The organism is uncultured Microscilla sp. (assembly GCF_947493425.1).
GTDB lineage: Bacteria > Bacteroidota > Bacteroidia > Cytophagales > Microscillaceae > Microscilla.
Genome location: NZ_CANLRP010000053.1, coordinates 1 through 21,051, shown reverse-complemented (window position 1 = coordinate 21,051; position 21,051 = coordinate 1). Strand labels below are relative to the sequence as shown.

Here is a 21,051-nt window from a genome sequence, read left to right as displayed (position 1 = left end):
GATCCCTGTTAAACCAAATAATATTTTACAATACTAACTTGATACAGATAAAATAAGTTGCATTTTCTCCAATTTTAAAATCAACGGCTTTACTTCAGAAGGTCTTTATTTGTATTATTTCAACATTTACTTAAATAATAGTATGTCAAAAGGATTTTTCAGTATACCCTATCCAACCAACGAGCCCGTACTGTCTTATGCTCCCGGTTCACCCGAAAAAGCAGCACTCAAGGCTACCATTGCAGAATTGCGCTCTCAAGAAGTTGACGTACCGATGTACATTGGCAACGAGTTGGTTCGTACCAATGTCAAAAAGAAGCTATCTCCTCCTCATGATCACCAACACATATTGGGGCACTTTAACTATGGAGACCGTAGCCATGCAGAGAAGGCGGTTCAAGCGGCTTTAGATGCAAAGACAAACTGGGAAAACTTAGCCTGGGAACATCGTGCGGCTATTTTTTTAAAAGCAGCTGATTTGATTGCAGGTCCTTACCGTGCCAAGATCAATGCGGCTACTATGCTTGGGCAGTCAAAGAATGCTTATCAGGCAGAAATAGATGCTGCTTGTGAGTTTATAGACTTCCTTAGGTTTAATGTACATTATATGGGCGAGATTTACAATCAACAGCCTATAGTGCCAGGTAGTCCTAACACCTGGAACCGTACCGAACAACGTCCGCTGGAAGGGTTTATATTTGCCATTACTCCGTTTAACTTTACGGCAATTGCCGGAAACCTGCCAGCCGCTCCAGCTATGATGGGTAACACTGTAGTATGGAAACCTTCTGAAACTCAAATTTACGCTGCCAATGTAATTATGGAAGTGTTTAGAGAAGCGGGTTTGCCTGACGGAGTGATCAACCTTATTTATGTAGACGGACCCGAAGCAGGTGATGTGGTATTTAACCACGCCGATTTTGCCGGACTACACTTTACCGGAAGCACGGGCGTGTTCCAACACTTATGGAAAACAATTGGTGAAAATATAGCCAAATACAAAGCTTACCCCCGCATTGTAGGCGAAACAGGAGGTAAAGATTTTGTGGTAGCTCACAAATCGGCAAATGCTAAAGAGGTTGCTACTGGTTTGGTAAGGGGTGCTTTTGAGTTTCAAGGGCAAAAGTGTTCGGCGGCATCACGCGCTTATATTCCTGCCAATATCTGGGAGGATGTAAAAAAACATATGCAAGCTGACCTTGCCGAGATAAAAATGGGGGGTACTGAAGACTTTACCAATTTTATCAACGCGGTGATAGACGAAAAAGCTTTTGATAAAATTGCGGGTTATATAGACCAGGCTAAACAAGACGCTGGAGTAGAGTTGATTGCAGGCGGTAACCACGATAAGTCTACGGGTTATTTTATTGAGCCTACTGTGTTGAGAGCCGATGACCCTAAATACCGTACCATGTGCGAAGAAATTTTTGGCCCTGTATTGACTATTCATGTGTATGACCCTGAGAAGTTTGAAGAAACGCTCAAGTTGGTAGACGAAACTTCGCCTTATGCTTTGACTGGTGCTATCTTCTCTAAAGACCGTTATGCGGCAGAACTTGCTACCAAACGTTTGCACCAGGCTGCGGGTAACTTCTACATTAACGACAAGCCCACGGGTGCAGTAGTAGGGCAACAGCCTTTTGGGGGTGGACGTGCCTCTGGTACCAATGACAAAGCCGGAGCAATGATTAACCTCTTGCGCTGGGTGTCGCCCCGTACTGTAAAAGAAAACTTATTGCCTCCCACAGACTACAAGTACCCTTTCTTACAAGAGTCTTAGTATGTCCAATGTGTGTAACTGAGGACTTGATAATATCATTTAGAGTATGTTTAAATTTTGTCTTCGGAGTTAAAAATGATGAGTTTTTTGTGCTGGCGAGGCGTATTTTTAAGTGAATAGCCATAGCTATTGACGCAAAAATCAACAAAGTCAGCGCGTAAAAGTCACTTTTTTAACCCAGATTATGATTTTTAAACATACTCTTACACCCCTAACACTGGTCATTGATTTGGCCAGTGTTTTTTATTCGACCCTGGTCTGTCTGGTTGCTCGCCCTCAAGGTGCCAAGTTTTTTAGTTAGCACCTGTTTTTGAAAATTGTTACCGTTTTTTTGGGGCAACTGAGCCTATAATTTAACTTTGGTACCCTTGCCGGGTGATTCTAAAAAACATTTTCCGGGAAAGGTGTTGGTGAACAAATTGATCACAAAATATTGAATTGTTTTTTCTGCCTGATACGTTACAAATCTACAGGATTCAAAATATATCGACTCATGATGAAAAAAACTATACTTCTATTTATTTCACTTTTAATAGCCGGGGCTCAACTGGATGCTCAGGCACAAAAAATTGGGGAAATAAAAGACAAGTCAGAAAAAAGCGGTAATCGAAGCAATCGTTCCAGTTCGGGTAGTAGTGGAGGGGGTTGTGGAGATGCCGGGGCGGGTTGTGCCGGAGATGCACTCGGTAGTATGTGTAGTAGCATTGGTTCTACGGTTTGCTCTTCTTTTATCAACGAAATATTGGCTAACTCGTTTGCTCGGCGAAACGCTGAAACTGGTGGTACTTATGTGCCTATCAGCTTTGAAATTGGGGGAGACGCTACTTTTGTTCCCAGTACAGAAAGCCTTTATCGCCCCAGGGCGCGGTTTAGGGTGGGCTTTTTATCATTTGACTATAGGTATACTTACCTTACCGAAACCGTGCTAGGCAACCGTACCAGTTTTCCCACCCACGAAATACAACTGCTACAAATCAACCCTATCATAGATCCAGCCTATGACTTTCGGATCGGCTGGGGACTCTACCACGAACAAGACTCAAACAGTCCCAACCCTACTTTTAGTGAGCTTACGGCTGGCTTTGATGCTTTTCCAACCAGAATGAAATTAGGAACGGAGTTTCGTTATGTCATTGCTCGTAACTCTACCGTGGGCTCGCCTCGTTGGGAGATCAATGCGCAGGCTAAATATGCCTTGGTAGACAACCCAAGCACCAAAATTTATTTCGGTTTTAGCGGCTCTTATGCCGAGTATTATACCATAAGCATTTGGGGCATTGGGCTAGGGCTTAGTTTTAAGTTTGGGAGCCTTTAAAAATAGCAGGAAGTGTTCATTGATCTGTACTAAAAAAGCCAATGCTGACTATCAACAGGGTAAAAACCCTCAGCACATTTCTCTGAGCACTTCCGTTCATGATTTTTCTATTTGCAATCCTTTGGTTTGCCTTCATCTTTTTACCTGTTGTCTGGGAAGAAGAAAATAGGGCTTTCTTATAAAAAGTGAGAAACCTCTCTGAAGCTTGCAAAGCACAAGGTTTCGATCGGGCGTGGAGACGCTGCCCTCCGAGGACAAACTCGGAGCAGGCGAGGCGGAAAGTTTCAAGCTTTTTCATTGAGGTGAATAAATATTTATGAAGCAACTTTATCCAGGTATTAAAACCCTCAAAAGTGATGATATTTGATTTTTTTGACTCAAAAAGCCATACTTGGGCGTCTAAAGTAAAGCTGCCTGACACACATCCATTGTCCCAAGCTTGGCTTCAAACAATTGGTTGTGTGAGGCAAATTGTATTGGTGGGGAACACTGGGTGACATGTGCTCCAGCGGAGGATAAAAATATTTTGTCAAAAGCTACCAAATCTAAAAAAAGATATGCAAATTGTAATCATTAAAATACCTGTTTTGGTCAGGTAGCGCCTTTTCCGGAGGGCAATTTATTTGTGGTGGCACCAAACACGCCTTTAAGCCCTTGTAAATGAGCAGCTTACCTATTCGGAAAATGTGCTAAAACAAGCATTAAAAGCTCTTTGAATTCTTGATTTTTTTATTTTTAGCCTATAGTAATTATGCTGTAACTCACTGATAGTTAGCCGATAACAAAGAAAGACGTCTTTCAGAGCAACATCCATTAAAACAAGGATTGAAACAAGCATTTGCGAACGCTCTATGAGGTTGATATAGACACTTTCAGAGCAACATCCATTAAAACAAGGATTGAAACTCATCAAGGTCACTGTCTTGAGTTTGCGTAACAAGGCTTTCAGAGCAACATCCATTAAAACAAGGATTGAAACTCCAATGGCTTTCGTGTATTGGGTTAAAGCTTCCTAACTTTCAGAGCAACATCCATTAAAACAAGGATTGAAACATTGTCAATATCAACTACTACTACGTGTTAGGTAACTTTCAGAGCAACATCCATTAAAACAAGGATTGAAACATCATGCTAAAGACCTGGAGCAACAAATAGCAAGAACTTTCAGAGCAACATCCATTAAAACAAGGATTGAAACGAAATAGCGCCCTGAGCATTGGTGGTGCTCTTTTAGTTTTCAGAGCAACATCCATTAAAACAAGGATTGAAACTTTAATTCCCCAAATTTCAAATTTTGCAGCACCCGTACTTTCAGAGCAACATCCATTAAAACAAGGATTGAAACAGTATGAGCAAGAAGATATACATACCAAGCGGCGCACTTTCAGAGCAACATCCATTAAAACAAGGATTGAAACCCAATAAAACCATCCGGCAAGCCAGCTAGTCCAAATTCTTTCAGAGCAACATCCATTAAAACAAGGATTGAAACTTCTTGGTAGTGATGACTTGGACGGCAGCCAACACAGCTTTCAGAGCAACATCCATTAAAACAAGGATTGAAACCAAGCTTGGCTTATGGGGCACGGGAGATGTAAAAAGTCTTTCAGAGCAACATCCATTAAAACAAGGATTGAAACCCATTCACCCGTGCCATTTCAGTCATTTTGCTTATCTTTCAGAGCAACATCCATTAAAACAAGGATTGAAACTAATAGTGCCCAAACTCGTGCAGAAGTATTTGCATTCTCTTTCAGAGCAACATCCATTAAAACAAGGATTGAAACTGTATACATTGTTACTTAAATTGATGGATTCAGAATCTTTCAGAGCAACATCCATTAAAACAAGGATTGAAACTCTCTTGCTTGCTAAACCATTGAGTCTCTTTTTTAGGTTTCGATCGCTCCCGTGTAGCGGGATTTATCAATTGGTGAAGACACACAACCGAGGCGAGGGTGGTAATAAAGCAAGGAGAGCAACATCCATTAAAACAAGGATTGAAACTCTCTTGCTTGCTAAACCATTGAGTCTCTTTTTTTTAGGTTTCGATCGCCCCCGTGTAGCGGGATTTATCAATTGGTGAAGACACCATAGCCGTCAGGTTAAGAGGAGCATAGTAAAAAATCACTTAAAAAATACCGTCACCGCCTCAGCGAGTGTCCCCACGCGCTGATCGAGTCACCAAAACTTGGGCACTGAAAGATATTTCAGGGGTAAAAAAATAGTAGCCTGACGGCTCTGGTGAAGACACACAACCGAGGCGAGGGTGGTAATAAAGCAAGGAGAGCTACTTCCATTAAAACTGCACTACGGCAAACCAAACGCATACATAATTTACCAGATCTAAGAGCAACTTCCATTAAAACAAGGATTGAAACGTAACAAGTTTTGGTGTAAAAGATGTGGCAGAACTTTCCGCCTCACCTGCTCCGAGCTTGTCCTCGGAGGGCAGTGTCTCCACGCCCGATCGAAACCTTGTGCTTTGCAAGCTTCAGAGAGGTTTCTCGCTTTTTATAAGAAAGCCCTAATTGTGCATAGAGTTTTCTCCTTAGTTTTGAGGATATTGGGGCAAACAAACGCCTCAATCACCCTATATTCCCCTCACAAAGCCTATACTCAAGCGCTTGAGCATTGCTATAATACAAACCCCAAGGGAACGCGTCTACTGGCCCTTCTTCCTTGATTTCGCTCGCTACACTTGCCCATTTGCTCCCAAAGCGAAACCTTGGGCTGCTTTCTTTGCTTGCTGTGCGGTTTTAAAAACCTCTGTGATGTGGGCAAATATTGAGGGGGTACCAAAATATATTTATCATTTTTGCGAATTTGAAACACCAATTAAAAAGCTAACAGGAGTTTTTGCCATACCTCTTAGCCTGGTGTGCTGGGTCCTGGATGTGACCAAAGTCAAATTCGCCCTGAGCAAAACCCACCCTTACAGCCTAGGGTCTACTTCTTCGCTCTCTAGCGCCAGTACACCAAAGACCGATTCGTGTACGCGTCTCAAAGGCTCTTTGCGGACAAAACGTTCCAGAGCTTCAACCCCCAAAGCAAACGCTCGCAAAGCCAGGGAACGTTTACGCCCCAAGGCGCGGTTTTTAAGTCGCTGGAGGTTTGCAGGCAAGTCATACTCTGGGCCATAAATAATGCGCAAGTATTCGCTCCCTCTGCACTTTACGGCAGGCTGCAATAAGCCCTCTTTGCTACCATACACCACAAAGTCGTAGGGTTTCACTACCATTCCTTCACCTCCTTTAGCCGTCAGTTCCATCCACCAATCAATGGCGGTTTGTACACTAGCCTCGTTTTGGGTGTCTATGACTTGGTAAGGGGTGGCTCGGAAAATTTGCGGATCAGCCGCGCAAACTTTGCTGATTTGCTCCATGTGCCACCCATGGTTTTTATCCGTGTGTACTCCTCCTTCGGTAGCCAACACATGAAAGGGAGCCAGTTGATAATCTTCTACCGAGCTTACCTCCCAACAATAATTGCGATAAGCTTGTTGATATTTGCTGATGGCTGTCTGTTTATAGGCAAACTTCTCCAGCAAATCTTGGGCATCGGTCAGGCCACGATCAATGGCTTGTTGTAATACTTGATTGACCTCAAGTAGGGCGTTTTCGGCAGATGCCCCCACCGAGGCGTATTGATTTTGCAACAAAGCTTGGGCTTTTGCCGACCAAGGCATGAGCTCTGTATCTAAACATACCCAGTTGGTCTGATGTGCCTCCCAAAAATTAGCCTTGGTTAAAGCCTGGTTCACGCGCAGTAGAAATTGTTCTTCCAGGTTTTTATCGGTAAAAAAATTTCTTCCTGTGCGCGTATAGGCTACCCCGATGCCTTCGTTGATGACGCCAAAGCGAGATTGAGCCACCGATTCATCTCTGCAAATGACCAACACCACCCGGGAACCCATATGTTTTTCTTCGCAAACGATTTTTTCAACGCCCCGACTTTTATAATAATTGATGGCTTGTTGGGGATGTTCTAAAAAGTTGGGCAATTCGCTGGTGGCACAAGGCGACATAGTGGGCGGCAAATAAATCAACCATTTGGGGTTGATGGCAAAACGACTCATGACTTCCAACGCCGAAATGGAGTTTTCTTCTTGAATGGTGATATTATGTCTTAGCCGGGTTTGCACAATTCGTTTTCCGGTCACATCTTCTATATCCAGTAGGTCATCATACGCCTGTTGATGGCTCAGCACTTCTTCTTTTTTGGGCTCTAATGGGCGCACAGGCTCGCTGTACACTTTTTTGGCTGCCACCGACACCAGGGTTTCTTCAGGATAACGCAAAGCCGTTAACTTTCCACCAAACACACAGCCTGTGTCAATGTCAATGGTTTTATTCAACCACTCGGCTTCAGGCACAGGCGTATGCCCATACACTACCTTGGCATTGCCTCGGTATTCATTTGCCCAGTGGTAACGCACCGGCAAGCCAAACTCATCAATTTCGCCAGTAGTTTCACCATATAGGCAAAAAGCCCTTACCACCCCCGAACCTCTCCCCTGCATTTCTTCTTTGATGCCTGCATGAGCTACTACGAGCTTGCCCCCATCAAACACATAATGGCTCACCAACCCATACAAAAACTCTTTGACCTGTGCTATAAACGCGGGTGGTTCTGCGGCTAATTGTTCCAAGGTTTCGGCTAAGCCGTGGTTAATGGCCACTTGTTTGCCCTTGAGCTTTTTATGCAGCTTGAGGTCGTGATTGCCAGGTACACACCAAGCCACCCCACTGTTTACCATACTCATCACTAGTTTCAACACGGCAGGCGAGCCAGGGCCTCTATCTACCAAGTCTCCCAGAAAAATTACCTGGCGATTTTGAGGATGGCTTACCTCCACTCCAAAGTTGCTGCCGTTGTCTTGGGTTGCCTCTAGTTGGTAGCCAAGTTTTTCTAGCAACTCAACGGTTTCGTCATAACAGCCATGAATGTCTCCGATGATGTCAAAAGGTCCCGAAATATGTTTTTTATCATTATAGAGTTTTTCCCGCCCAATGCTGGTAACGCTTGCTACTTCTTCGGGAGATTTGAGCCTATAAATCTTACGAAAGCCCTCTCTTTTGAGCCCTTTGATAGATTTTTTGAGTTGTTGCAATTGTTGGCGAACCACATGCCCCCCAAAGTCACGATCTGCCCTTGCCCGATTGCGTGCTTCGCACACCTTTTGGGACAGCTCTAACACAATGACTACGGGCAATACATGGTATTCGCGGGCAAGTGCTACCAACCCCTTGCGCGACGACGCTTGCACATTGGTGGCGTCTACTACAGTCAACAAGCCTCTCTTGAGGCGTTTGCCCACCATATAATAGAGCAAATCAAAGGCGTCGTTGGTGGCATCCTTGCTGTTTTCGTTGTTCGACACCATCGCACGGCATTCGTCGGACGATACCACCTCATACTGGGCAAAATGCTGACGGGCAAAGGTGCTTTTACCCGAACCCGAAGCCCCTACCAGCAATACCAATGATAATTCAGGTACATTAATTTCCATTTTTTTATGATTTCTTAATTGTAAAAATACCCATTTGTGACGGTGCTCCTATGGCTGGTTCTTCTGAGCCTATGGGCAAAAAATTTACCGTATAATTATGTCGTTTGGCAAGGTCAGTTGCCCAACTTTCAAACGCTTCTCTTGTCCATTCAAAGCGGTGGTCGGTATGCCTCATGTGCCCTGCCTCCAGGTGGTCATACATCACATTATATTCGGCATTGGGGGTGGTAATAATCATTGTTTGGGGGCGAGCCAGTTCAAACACCACTCTTTCCAGCGATTTCAGTCGACTTTCGTCTAAATGCTCAATCACCTCTACCAATGCCGCCGCATCATACCCCTCCAGCCTTTTGTCTCTATAAGTCAATGCACCTTGAAAAAGTTGAATCCGCTCTTTTTGCTTGGGTGCCATCTCGTCCCAGTATAATTTATTTTTGGCTTTGAGCAACTCACCAAAAGACACATCCATCCCGGCAATTTTCTCAAACTGTTTTTCCTTAAGCAACATTTTCAACAACTTGCCTTCGCCACACCCCAAATCAATGACCGATTTAGCCCCCGCTTTTTTAAGTTGTTCCAGTACTTGCCCAAGCCGTTGCTGATGCAGGGTTTGCTTCTTTTGTTTTATCTCTTCTGGTACTTCATCTGCTGTATTGTCCTCTACCGCTTCGTTGAGCCTGTTTAAGGCTTCTTTGGCAAGCGAACCTAGACTAATCAAGTACCTTCGAGTGATTTGTTCTTTGGCGGGATGTTTTTCTAGCCAACCCTTGCCTTTGTCCAATAATTTATCAATTTCCCCTTGGCTTACATAATAGTGTTTATCATTGTCTAAGGCGGGAATGAGCACATACAAATGCGACAATAAATCTTTGAGGGCAATGGTATGCGTCAGCTCTAAAGTGTAGTATTTGCTTTCTCCCCACTGAGCAAATTGCATATCCAGGGTGTGGCGCTGCAACCCAACGGTGTAACCCAATGGTTCAAACAATTTGCGAATCAATTGTTCTCCACCCGCAGGCGCAGGCAATACGGCTATCCTGACCACGAGTGGCATTTCAACCGATACCAGCGCTGGGCGGGCATTGCATTTACCATTCATGGCTGTAGAAAAAGCCTTTGCCAAGGCTACGCTCATAAAAGAGGAAGCTACATAGGGGCGGTCGTTGACATATTGCCCCAAAGCAAAGCCTTTGCCTGCCAAGTTTCGGCTTCCCCTCACCATGTCTATTGGGTCAATGTCTAAAAGTAAAGCCACGGTTGTTTTTTCGGGGGTACTTTCTGGATAAAAAATGTGCGCTTTGCCAATAGATAGCGCTACCGATTGAAACTTATCGGGGTGTTTGTGTAGCAAGTATCCCAAATCGGTGGTGGGCTGATGAGTGGTAGTGATTGTAAGTAGCATTGTTTTTTATGTACCAAATGGTTTACGTTTGTATTGATGCTACAAATTTAAAAGGGGGACTGCGCAGTATTTTTGCGTACCTGTGTTTTTTTGCGCTTTTGTCAAACTAAACCAAGGGGCTTCCCTATCTTCCAAAAGACCTTTGCCCCTAAAACACCCCTACACAATCGTAATCGTCTCATCGTTTAGCTTGGCATGTTGGGCTTGGGCATCATCGTATTGGGCTTGGGTCATGCGTACTTGGCTAAAGAGGGCATTGGTGAGTGTTGCCCCACCCAACAAGGTTTGGCTGAGGTCTACCCCTTCAAACACAGCCCTGGACAAATCACTGCCTGATAAGTCTGTTTCATAAAGCGAGGAACCTATCAATTGGGCATTTTGGAGTTGAGCCAGGTGCAAGTTAGCATGGCTCAAGTTAGTATTTATGAGCTTGGCATCTTGCAAATCGGCTTGCTGTAGGTCAGCCCCTGTCAGGGTTGCTCCGGTTAAGTTGGCTTGTTGTAGGTTGGCTTTTGCTAAATTGGTGTTTTTTAGGCTTGCTTTAATTAAATTAGCACGATTAAAGTTAGCTTGACTCAGAGTAGCTTCGTCTAAAACCGCCTCTTCAAAGTCCGCATATTTAAAACTGGCTTCGAGTAGGTTTGATTTAACAAAAGATGTATTTCGAAGGTTAGCTTCATCTAACTTGATACTACCCAGATAAGACCTTTCCGAAATAGTATTATTCAAAATTGCCCCCTGAAGATTAGCACCTGTAAGAATAGCGGCTGATAGGACAGTGTCTTTCAAGTTAGCTCCTGTTAAGTCAGCACCATCTAAGTTGACTTGATTAAGGCTGGCTTGTTGAAAGTTAGCTTTATAAAGTTGAGCGCCCATAAGATTACTTTGGGGAAACTCGCAAAAACTAAAGTCAGCATGTTTCAAAAGAGCATCCTGTAAAAAAGCTTGCGTCAAATCAGCGTGTTCAAAACTTTGATGATTCAAAGACAAACCTTTGATTCTGGTGTGTTTGAGGTAATTATTCCATTGCCTGGTAGTACCCTCATCAAATATGTAAGTTTTCTCCGCTTCCAAATGATTGAGTACCCACCAAAAATTATAACAAAATGCCTGACTTTGCTTTAAGGGAGACAAACGCGGGTTGGGCGCATTTTCATATTGATACACAAAATCATTCTTTAGCAAATACGGAAATGCCTGCACCAAACAATGGGCTATTTTTTGGCGTTGGATGGGTGCTACTGCGCCTAGCAGCTCTACCAAATAATCGGCAATTTCGACGCTGAATCTATGTAGTCCAAGCAAGCCTTGCAAAGCCCCAAATATTTCGCTGTTTTGCTCATCGGTCAACGCTGCTGTTTGATACCTTGCCTGGGCAAATACTTGCAAAGCCTCTTTGACTTTTTCGGCAGTAAGAAACTCTTGCAACGACTTATGTAAAAACTCAATCGCGCCTTCGTTATGCAACTCTCTAAAGTAAAAATTAGCCAACAGATGGCGTCGGTTTTCCCTCACTCCTTCAGGTATGTCCACTTTATCTTTGGGAATAAAATCGGTGCCCATAGCAAATATATCAAAAGCAAGGCTTTGCAAAAACTGACGGTATTCTTGTTGTTGTTGAGGGGTAGAATGATGCACTCGTACACCATCGTCGTAAGTACGCTTGAGCACTACCTCAAACACCTTTTCGTAGATTTGTGCGCGGGTGGTATCTTCGGTCAAGGGCTCGTCTATTTGAGCAATAAAATAGAGCAAAATAGGCAGGCGCAACAATTCGTTAAGACTTTTGTATTTAGGTTTGCCAGTACGCGGGTCTATTTGACTATATTCTTCCAAATGCTCCAGCGTAAACTTGTTCGGATAGACTTGGCTAAACTTTTTTACCCACTCCTTTTGTTGGTCTTGGTCAAACTCCTCTAGCTGCATAATAAAAGTAGTTGCATGTGTTCCATTTACCTTGTCAAAATCCAGGTAGTGCAAACGAGAAGTCACCACAATTTTCATTTGGTCATACAATTCGTCATCTACCCATTGCTGTAGCTTGCCGCAAAAATCGTTGGCAACATCTTCATTGTCGCGCGAAACCATTGCCAGCTCGTCCAACCCATCAAGAATCAATATGCTATGGCACAAGTCTGTTTCATCCAAAGATACTTTCTTTACCTGTTTTTTGATGGTTTGGGCAATTCTTTCAAAAATAACCTTTTGTGGGTTTTTAATCACCTCATCGGGCAACACCCGCAACCGCACATAAAACACATATTGCTTCAGGTGTTGGCTGGTGGTGAGGTCATAAAACAAGCGGTGACAAAACGAGGTTTTTCCTTGCCCTGGCATTCCGAGCAAAAAGAACAAGCGCGATTGCTGGAATTTTTGTGGAAGAGCTGCTGCTTTATTAGCAAAGGAGGGATCGTTTTCACCGAGCAAAATTGTTTTCAAAAAATCATTGGCTGAGATGGGTTGATGTAAACCAACAAATTGTTTTTCTTTATGGTAATAAAGCTTTTCTTGCTTGTGGGTTCTTCCCAACTCCTTTATCTCAACAGTGCTGATGCTACCTGATTGGTTGGGTGTGCCTGCCAAACACGAGTGATGACTACTAAAGGAAGGTTCTACATAAATTTGATCCAAACGCATGTCTTGCGGGTCATGCAAGATAACACCTTGGTAATTTTTTTGGTTGTTTGCCTCATAATAAGCCACTATATTTTGTGGGGTCAGCGGAGGCGGAGCGTGGTAGTGGTAAATATTGAGGGTGCCTATTTGCGAGTTATTGATTTGATGGACGACTTCTCCCAGATTCACTACATTTTTATCGCCAATTACTTTGGCCACTTGTTTGATCACTTCTTTAGTTTTCTGGTAAATCTCCTGATTGCTCGGCGTATGCTCAGAAGCTGTCATCTTAAGTAAGAAGCCTTGGCGTAGCTCATCAATATTTTTAATGCATCGTTGTATTTCAGCTTCATAACTTTGCCGTTGGGTCTTGTCTATAGCATCGTTTTTTAGCTTGCGGTACCTTACAATGCTTTCAAACTGGTTGGCTACTTGAGCCTTTAGTTCTTTTATAAACTCCTCAGGAAACTGCTCCATAAATCAAATCAATTGTATTGTCAGGCATTGAACTCTCTTTGCCCCGATTGGGCAAAAATACAACGATTCTCTCACTCTTCCCTCCTCAGTTTTGAGGATACAAAAAAATCATCAGAACTGAGGATAAACCTTGGCGACAAAGTGTGTTACTTGCCCACCTCATTCTTCCTGGCCAGCCAATTTATCTAAACTCAACAACACTCTATGACAAACACCATCACTTTTACCTGCCAAACCATTACACCCATGTTTTTGCATGGGGCAGATGGCTCCACGCCCGAACTACGCCCCGCCAGCGTCAAAGGGGTGTTGCGCTTTTGGTGGCGTGCCTTGCATGGACACTTACCTCTTGCCCAACTTAAGGAGCAAGAGGGGATCATTTTTGGGAGCACCGAGCAACGAAGTACTTTCTCGCTGAGGGTGCTTGACCTAAGGCAACAGTTTAGCTCTACAGAAATCACCAAAGTAAGCCCCTTGCCTCACAAAGAAGCTGCTAGGTTTAAGCTATCAGCCATTCCAGCGGGCACCACGTTTCGGTTGCAGTTTACTTTTTATAAAATCGCTACAATCAATGGAAAAAAGTTTGATGTACAAGCGTTACAAAACTTGTTTGGGTTGGTGTCTATGCTGGGGGCTTTGGGCAAAAGAGCCCGCCGGGGTTTTGGAAGTTTTAAAATTACCCGCACCCAAACCGGGCTAAACCCTGTGGCTCTTTTTCAAACAAACCCTTCGTTGGCAAGCATCCAACAGCTATACATTGAGGTAACAGGGCAAAGCTTGCAACTCCAAAACAATGCGCTGCAGTGTCAGGAAGGAGAAGGCAGGGCTAACTTTCCTTACATCAAAAAAATACGCCTGGGCAAGGTGGTGCATCCAAATTTGCTCAAAAAAATAGGCTTTGCCACCAGCGCAGTACAAGCCTCTAATAACAACTCGCGAGACTACCAAAATGCCATAGGGTATGCTATGGAGAAAAAACGTCTTGCCTCGCCCGTGTTTGTGTCAGCCATCGACTCGCCCAAAGGTTTGTTGCCGGTGATTACTACCTTAAACACCACGCAAAGCACCTCAAAACAAGAAGCTATTCAGGAACAATTCCAACACCATATTCTATGAACCAATACCTATTCATTTTCACCATTGGTCCGGTACAATCGTTTATAGCCCAAGCCCGCAAAACCCGTGACTTGTATGCGGGCAGTACCCTACTCTCAGAATTGACAAAAGTGGCCATTGAGGTAGTTGGGGCTCAAAATGTGGTTTTTCCTTATGTCAAAACCCAACAAGGGCTTGACGATGCCCAAAGTTTGCCCAACCGTTTTATAGCTTGGCTAACTCTAGACCAAGACACTTGTCAAGCCTTTGGCACTGGGGTAGCTCAAGCGGTGCGGGAGGCTTTTCGCCAAAAGGCAAACGAGGCTTTGGGTAATAGAACCAAACCACTTGGTTTTGACGAACAAATAGCCCAACACTTGCAAATACATTGGGTGGTGCAGCGCTTGCCCAAAGATGGCTACGCTCAAGGCTTTAAAGACATTGAAGAAAACCTGGGCATTGCCAAAAACCTGCGCACTTTTGCCCAATATGACTATGCGAAGCAACTGGGCGAACAAGGGCGTAAGTGCAGCCTGGACGGGGAGCGCAACGCGGTGTTTTTTGGTAAAGGAACCAACCCGCGTTACCTCAATAGGTGGAATCCTGGTGCTAAGACCTTGCCTCCCAATATAGTAGATGCCAACGAAGGCTTGAGTGCGGTGAGTTTTTTGAAAAGGTTTTACAAACAAGAAGCAGGGCATTTTGAGAAGTTTCCTTCTACGGCAAAGGTGGCTTTGCTGGAGTCGTTGCGCCAAGCCACTCCTGAAGTTGTTGAAGAGTATAGCAAGTTTTTCGGATTGCTGGAGGGTAAACAAGTAAACATTGGAAAAAATGATGATTGGACATCTTTTGGCCACCAATTCTTTTTTGAAGAAAACCTCACCAGTAAACAGGTGCTTTGTGCCGACCAACTGGCAAACGCCCGCCTACAACACCAAAAGGTAGCCGCTGACTTTACCCAAAAGGGGCTCACCTTTCAGAAATACTACGCAGTGTTGATGTTTGATGTAGACCAAATGGGTAGTTGGCTATCTGGCGATAAACTAAAGAGCACTTACCAAGGCGAAAAACTACTCGACTTTCATAAAGCTTTTTCTCAATTGTTGTTGCAATATGCAGCTGACACCAGGCAAGTATTATGTCCTGAACACCACAACGGGCAAGTGGCATACGCCGGGGGCGACGATTTTTTGGGATTTATCAACTTGAGCCATTTGTTTGAGGTAGTGCAGGAGTTGCGTGATTTGTTTCTAGAAAAAGTAAGCACCCCCGTGCAAGACCAATATGCCGAGTCGGGCGAGTTGTTGCATTTTTCGGCGGGTATCGTACTTGCCCATTACAAGGCGCCCTTTGCCGAGGTGCTCAAAAAAGTCCGCCAGATGGAAACCCTCGCCAAAGAAAAAGGTGACCGTAACGCCTTTGCTATTGCGGCTATGAGGCATTCGGGCGAGGTGCAAGAGGCGGTGTTTAAGTGGAACGATTCGGCCGAAGCCTCAACCCCTAAACATTGGCTGGACATAGGATTAATTGCCGAAAGCTTAAGCAAGGATCAGTTTTCTAATAAGTTTATTTTCAACCTTTCTCAAGAATTACTTCAGTTGGCAGGGGTCAAGTCGCCCAAGATTATAAAACCTTTACCAAAAGCCTTGTTTACCGAAATGAGGCGCTTACTGGAGAGAGCCAAGGCACAAGACACTTCTGAAGGGGTTTTAAACAGGGTTTTAGAAGCTTTAGAAAGCCTTTATGATGCTTCGTCATTTCAAAATCAACCTGTTCGCAACTTTATCCACAGTTTACACATTGCTGATTTTATCAGCCGAAATTCCGAATAACTCATTGACCATGAAAATAAAGATTGATGCTTTAGACACCTTGTTTTTCCGCGATGGCAAGCCCTTTTCGCTGGGCGAAGAAACCTGGGCAGAAGGCTTGTTTCCGCCTAGTCCTGGCGTGTTGTACGGTGCCTTGCGCAGCCTCTACTTTTCGTTGCACCCGCACGAAATGGACAAAGCAGGACAAGATAATGATCCAACTAAAGAGCTCATAATCAAAGGAATTTACTTTTTTATGGAGGATGAATGGCACTTGGTGAATCCACTGGATTATGTGAAGGAAAAAAAAGCGTATAGACCCAGGTTTCATTTACTTTGCTTAAAAGATTTGCCCCAAGAAATAAAAGGCACGAGTTACCCTTTGAGCAGTGGCCTTGTCCCACCCAAAAATATACAAGTAGAAAATGTAGAAGGAATGATAAGCCTGGATGCCTTAGAAGACTATGCAATGTTGAATGAGGCATCTGGCGAAATAAAGCCTTGGGCAAGGTATGTACACGTTGAGCCCAAAGTAGGCATAGGACGGAGCAAAATCACCAATTCTACTCGCGAAGGTTTGCTCTATAGGGTGGGTATGGTACGCCCTGCCTTTGACCCTGTCAAGGAGGGGGAAGCTCCAAATGTTGATGCAACTTTTGAAAGGCTTTCTATAATCATCGATTTTGAGGGTTTACCTGCAATGGATCACCTCCCTGCCAAGGGCTTTTTCAGGCTTGGGGGCGAGAGCAAAGCAGTGGCTTATGAAGTGTTTGAACCAACCATCAACCTACCCTCGCAAGCGATAGAAGGGCAAGGCATTTTTAAGTTGGTTTTGCTCACCCCTGCCTTGTTTGATAATGGGTGGTGTCCTGCCTCTATCAACCCCACCACAGGTAGAGGAACACTGACGATTGCCCCCCAAAAAATGGTGGAGGTAGAACTATTGGCGGCAGCTACTGGCAAGCCTGTGCCCGTGGGTGGGTTTGATATGCAAGCCAAATTGCCCAAGCCCATGCTGAAGGCAGTGCCTGCGGGGGCGGTGTATTATTTCCGTTTGGCAAACGCCGAGGATGCGCCACTGTTGCAACAAAAATTTAGCCCCGCTTCATTGTCCGACCAAAGGGCAAACGAGGGTTTTGGGCTTGCTTTATTTATACACACTAAAAATAGTCCACAGCCTTGACAGGGGCAAGTCCTTAGATGCCGATGCATATCGGTGCTTCAAGTCCTTGGATACCGATGCATATCGGTGCGACAAGTCGCAAGTCCTTAGATACCGATGAATATCGGTGCTACACCTTGTTTAACTCCGTTGAGCTCATCACAGCAAGCTGCCCCGATGAAATGAATCGGGATTTAGAAATAGATTCGGTTCACAAGTAACCACGCTTTTGTATCACACTGATTTTCAGTTATTTACAAAAATCGTAGTTAGAAGTCTCTATAAGGCACTAGGTTCTGGGTACACCTTGTTCCATCGGCAACTAACAAATTCATAGTACACTTATTTTCAATAGGTTATGATTTTTTTAGTTGAAATCGATGGCCAGTAGAGACTTCTTTAAAGGCTAAAATTGAAAAATAATCTTATGAAAAAATTGAAACTCATCACGTTTGTAGGTACTTCTTTGTTTGAAAATTTTCAGAAATGTACGACGGATAGGTTCATCGAGTTTGAAAACCTTGCCGAGCAGTTGCCCACTTTTGCTGAGTGGTATCATTTGGGAAATAAAACAAAAAAACTGAGCGCTAAAGTGACCAAACAGAAAAGGTTTTGGCAAAAAGACAGGTGCAGTGCAGAGGTGGGGAGCATTTTAAAAATTGCTGAGCAAACCAACCAAACCATTGAGGTTCATTTGCTTGCCACTGACACAACATTGTCGGTATTGGCTGCTGTTTTGGTAAAACAATGGTTTGCAGAAAATCATACCAATATAACCAAAGTGCATTTTGAATTACCTCCTGAAAAAACTCATCCTTTTGACGCTCAAAGTAAAAGCAGGCACATTGTCAAGAACCTCAATTTTAAACAGGGCAACGACTACGAGGCTGGATTGTGGAATCTACGCCAAGTGTTAGATAATGAAGTTAACCTGGCAAAGAAGGCAGGGGATATATGTATGCTAAACATCACGGCAGGATACAAGGCAATCATTCCTATGGTTACTTTGTTGGCGTATGCCAGAGACGTAGGGTTGTTGTATATGTATGACGAACAGCACTCACTCGCAAGCACTCCTCTTATAAAATATGATTTAAAAAGTTTAATAAAATAATCACTTTAAAAAAAGATTCAAAATACCATGTACAGAACAGCAAATCCTTTGTTTTTGACCTGTGAAACGCCCACCCACGCCGGAAGCGGGTCGGAGTTGGGCGTAGTAGACTTGCCCATTCAGCGAGAAAAACACACCGGCTTTCCTAAAATGGAGGGCAGTACCCTTAAGGGAAGTTTTCGGGAAGCTATAGAGCGCAGAGTAGGCAGGCAAGAAGTAGCTAAGTTTGCCAGCTGGAATGCCCCTGACACCAAAATACAGCGTATTTTTGGTTATGACGATGGCAGTCTGGATACCGCCCAAAAAGAAGCTTTAAAGCAATGTTTTACGGATAAAAAGAACCAACTCAATAACGAGTTTTCGGGCTGTGTGGGTTTTGCCGATGCCCGCTTGTTGTTGTTTCCGGTCAAGTCGATGAAGGGCGTCTTTGCCTGGATCACTTGCCCCCAGGTATTGCAGCAGTTTGCCCTGGATATGGAGCTGGCGGGGGTAGAGGGTATTGCAATACCCAAAGGGGCTGGATTGGTGCCCGAAACCTCAAACCTGACGCTGCCCGGCAAAGATGGGCTCAATGTGGTATTAGAGGAGTACGCCTTTGGGATAAGGGCTGACAAGGACACTTCTCAATTTTGCGAGTGGCTTTCTGAACATGTTTTTCAGGCAAGCCAGGGGTTTAGCCAACAAAAGGTAAAACACGACGTGGTGGTATTGCCTAATGACGATTTCAGGGATTTTGTAAACCTGAGCACGGAGGTGATTACCCGCACTAAAATAAATAGCGATACGGGCACGGTAGAACAAGGACAGCTTTTTACCGAAGAATACCTGCCCGCCGAAAGTGTGCTGTATACCTTGGCGTTGGTGGCACCGGAGTTTAGCAAACAAACAGATAAGATGAAAGAAGCGGAGGTACTCAATTTTTTGAAAGAAAACTTGCCTGGGGTGATGCAAATAGGTGGCAATGCTACCTTGGGTAAGGGTATTGTAAGAACCAGGTTAATGAACATGGCAACTGCTAAAAAAGCAGAGAAAGGAGCGGCCAAACAATGAGCCAACAAACGTTGAGAACTACGCTGGAGCAAGGGCGGGCGGCTTTTGCTTTTGAGTGTGCCCAAAAAGGCATGCAAACCAAAGGTATTAATGAGACTTATGAGCCTCAAACTACCCGATTGCCCACCCTCATCAAAACCAATGGCTTGGGGGCTGCTATAGCATTTTTTGCCAGCAATAAGCCTGTGCACAAGCATATTTGTTTAGACATTTTAAGTTGGCTGCAACAGAGTCCAGTAAATGCAGTAGTTGATATGTCTCAAATAAAAGATGTAATGGGTTTTGCGGAAAAAATAACCCAGCTCGATACGGCAGATTACAAAACGCTGACTATAGAGGTGCTGGCGTTTTTGACTTGGTTGCGTCGTTTTGCAAAAGGTTTGGATAAACAAAAAGACAATGAGAGGAAAAATAAAGCTTAATAATCAAGGGGTTTTTCGAATAGAAGTTCCAAAGCAGAAATTTTACCCCAAGGGGTTTGCCTTGACCAAACAGCATAAAAACAAATGGTGTGAGTTTGAGGTGGATAAAGAGGCTCAAGTGCTGTCCATAACTATAGAGGCTACCCAGGAAAAATTAACCCCGCTGGCTGATTTGTTGGCAACTGCTCAAGCAGCAGATGAAGAAAAGAGAAGAGAAGCAGACAGGAAAAAATCTCAAAAAGAATTTAAAGAAAAACACGAGGCAATGCTTGCCAGGCAAGAGCAGTCTAAAGATAGTTATGAATTATTTGAAACATTTGTACCAACCTGTACTAAAAACACGCTGTTGGACGACCCTGACAATTTTCACCTGAAGCTAAACAAGCTTGCTTATTTTGACAAAAAAGAAGGAAAGTTTAAGTTTTTTGAAACTAAGGGGGGAAAGCTAATTCGTAAAATCAAACCCAACTTTGGCCACTTCAATTTTGCCCAAAACTGCCAAAAACACCTTGCCTTGGCAAAGGGCTTATGTGCTGAAGTCACCCCCTACTCTATGCCCGTAGATGGGCGGTTGGTGGTGGGTTTGGGGCAGGCAAGTGTATACGAGACCTCTATGACTTTGCACCATGTGTATGGCATTCCCTACATTCCAGCAAGTAGTATCAAAGGGGTGGTGCGGAGTTGGGTTATTCGGTCGCAGTATTTAGAGGATACTGAAGCAAATACGGCAAAACACGGCAGCCAACCAAGCGAAGGGGAGGCCGAAAAGCTTGCCTTACAAGACAAAACTTTTTGCGACGTGTTTGGCGGTGACGAAGAAAGTATGCACAAAGAAGCCCGGCAGGGGAAGGTGGTCTTTTTCGATGCTTTTCCTTGTGCCGAGCCTACGCTGGAGGTAGACATTATGAACCCGCATTACAGCGATTATTATAGCGAAAAACCAAGGGATGCCAAGGTAGCCCCCGCTGACTATCACAATCCTATCCCTCTTCCTTTTTTGACAGTGGGCAGGCAAACAGCAGGGGCTAAGTCTACCCCACTTAAGTTTCAGTTTGTATTAGGCATACGCCAAAGCACCACCACGCACCAAAAGCTTTTGGCGCAAGCTGCTACTTGGCTCAAACAAGCGCTCACCCAACAGGGTATTGGGGCTAAAACAGCGGTGGGTTATGGGTATATGTCTGGTTGATGGTTTATTTTAGTCGATAGTTGGGAGTCGGGAGTCGGGAGTGCTGACGCATCCACCTGAGCAAGGCGAACCGATACTTATGTTTGAAAAACCCGCTGCTGTTGGG

The 21,051-nt window shown here is 44.2% G+C and carries 13 protein-coding genes and 1 CRISPR repeat array; of the genes, 9 read left to right on the top strand and 4 right to left on the bottom strand.

Annotated features, from left to right (window positions below):
- Positions 1-142 precede the first annotated feature (142 nt).
- Positions 143-1,780, top strand: a complete 1,638-nt coding sequence (gene pruA, locus Q0954_RS15200; protein ID WP_299458276.1) for an L-glutamate gamma-semialdehyde dehydrogenase — start codon at positions 143-145, stop codon at positions 1,778-1,780.
- A 493-nt stretch (positions 1,781-2,273) separates the two neighbouring features.
- Positions 2,274-3,095, top strand: coding sequence for a hypothetical protein (locus Q0954_RS15195; protein ID WP_299458274.1), 822 nt, complete (start codon positions 2,274-2,276; stop codon positions 3,093-3,095).
- A gap of 16 nt (positions 3,096-3,111) precedes the next feature.
- Here Q0954_RS15195 and Q0954_RS15190 read toward each other — a convergent pair whose 3' ends face one another.
- The 4 genes from Q0954_RS15190 to Q0954_RS15175 all read right to left on the bottom strand — a co-directional run bounded on the left by Q0954_RS15190 (position 3,112) and on the right by Q0954_RS15175 (position 13,102).
- Complete coding sequence (locus Q0954_RS15190) at positions 3,112-3,393, bottom strand: hypothetical protein (protein WP_299458271.1); 282 nt, start codon at positions 3,391-3,393, stop codon at positions 3,112-3,114.
- Positions 3,394-3,890: 497 nt separating this feature from the next.
- Positions 3,891-4,955: a CRISPR direct-repeat array (repeat unit 37 nt; unit sequence CTTTCAGAGCAACATCCATTAAAACAAGGATTGAAAC).
- A gap of 1,075 nt (positions 4,956-6,030) precedes the next feature.
- A complete protein-coding gene (locus Q0954_RS15185; protein ID WP_299458269.1) occupies positions 6,031-8,607 on the bottom strand; it encodes a polynucleotide kinase-phosphatase in 2,577 nt (858 codons plus the stop codon).
- A gap of 4 nt (positions 8,608-8,611) precedes the next feature.
- On the bottom strand, positions 8,612-10,009 hold the full coding sequence (locus Q0954_RS15180) for a 3' terminal RNA ribose 2'-O-methyltransferase Hen1 (RefSeq protein ID WP_299458266.1): 1,398 nt from the start codon (positions 10,007-10,009) through the stop codon (positions 8,612-8,614).
- Between the two features lie 159 nt (positions 10,010-10,168).
- Positions 10,169-13,102 carry a pentapeptide repeat-containing protein gene (locus Q0954_RS15175; RefSeq protein ID WP_299458263.1) on the bottom strand — a complete coding sequence of 978 codons (2,934 nt, stop codon included), beginning with the start codon at positions 13,100-13,102 and terminating at the stop codon, positions 10,169-10,171.
- 204 nt (positions 13,103-13,306) lie between these two features.
- Between Q0954_RS15175 and cmr1 the strand changes: the two genes are divergently transcribed.
- From cmr1 to cmr6, 7 genes are all read left to right on the top strand, one after another.
- Positions 13,307-14,218, top strand: a complete 912-nt coding sequence (cmr1, locus tag Q0954_RS15170; RefSeq protein ID WP_299458261.1) for a type III-B CRISPR module RAMP protein Cmr1 — start codon at positions 13,307-13,309, stop codon at positions 14,216-14,218.
- The gene (gene cas10, locus Q0954_RS15165; protein WP_299458260.1) at positions 14,215-16,029 is read left to right on the top strand and encodes a type III-B CRISPR-associated protein Cas10/Cmr2; all 1,815 of its coding nucleotides are present in this window, start codon (positions 14,215-14,217) and stop codon (positions 16,027-16,029) included. The genes cmr1 and cas10 overlap by 4 nt, the downstream gene beginning before the upstream one ends.
- A 10-nt stretch (positions 16,030-16,039) precedes the next feature.
- Positions 16,040-17,191 (top strand): type III-B CRISPR module-associated protein Cmr3, encoded by a 1,152-nt coding sequence (locus tag Q0954_RS15160; protein WP_299458259.1) that lies wholly within the window; start codon positions 16,040-16,042, stop codon positions 17,189-17,191.
- Positions 17,192-17,597: 406 nt separating this feature from the next.
- A complete protein-coding gene (locus tag Q0954_RS15155) occupies positions 17,598-18,284 on the top strand; it encodes a hypothetical protein (RefSeq protein WP_299458257.1) in 687 nt (228 codons plus the stop codon).
- Positions 18,285-18,311: 27 nt separating this feature from the next.
- Complete coding sequence (cmr4, locus tag Q0954_RS15150) at positions 18,312-19,334, top strand: type III-B CRISPR module RAMP protein Cmr4 (RefSeq protein WP_299458255.1); 1,023 nt, start codon at positions 18,312-18,314, stop codon at positions 19,332-19,334.
- Complete coding sequence (cmr5, locus tag Q0954_RS15145) at positions 19,331-19,756, top strand: type III-B CRISPR module-associated protein Cmr5 (RefSeq protein WP_299458253.1); 426 nt, start codon at positions 19,331-19,333, stop codon at positions 19,754-19,756. The genes cmr4 and cmr5 overlap by 4 nt, the downstream gene beginning before the upstream one ends.
- A complete protein-coding gene (gene cmr6 / locus Q0954_RS15140) occupies positions 19,734-20,945 on the top strand; it encodes a type III-B CRISPR module RAMP protein Cmr6 (protein WP_299458251.1) in 1,212 nt (403 codons plus the stop codon). The genes cmr5 and cmr6 overlap by 23 nt, the downstream gene beginning before the upstream one ends.
- The last annotated feature ends 106 nt before the right edge of the window (positions 20,946-21,051 follow it).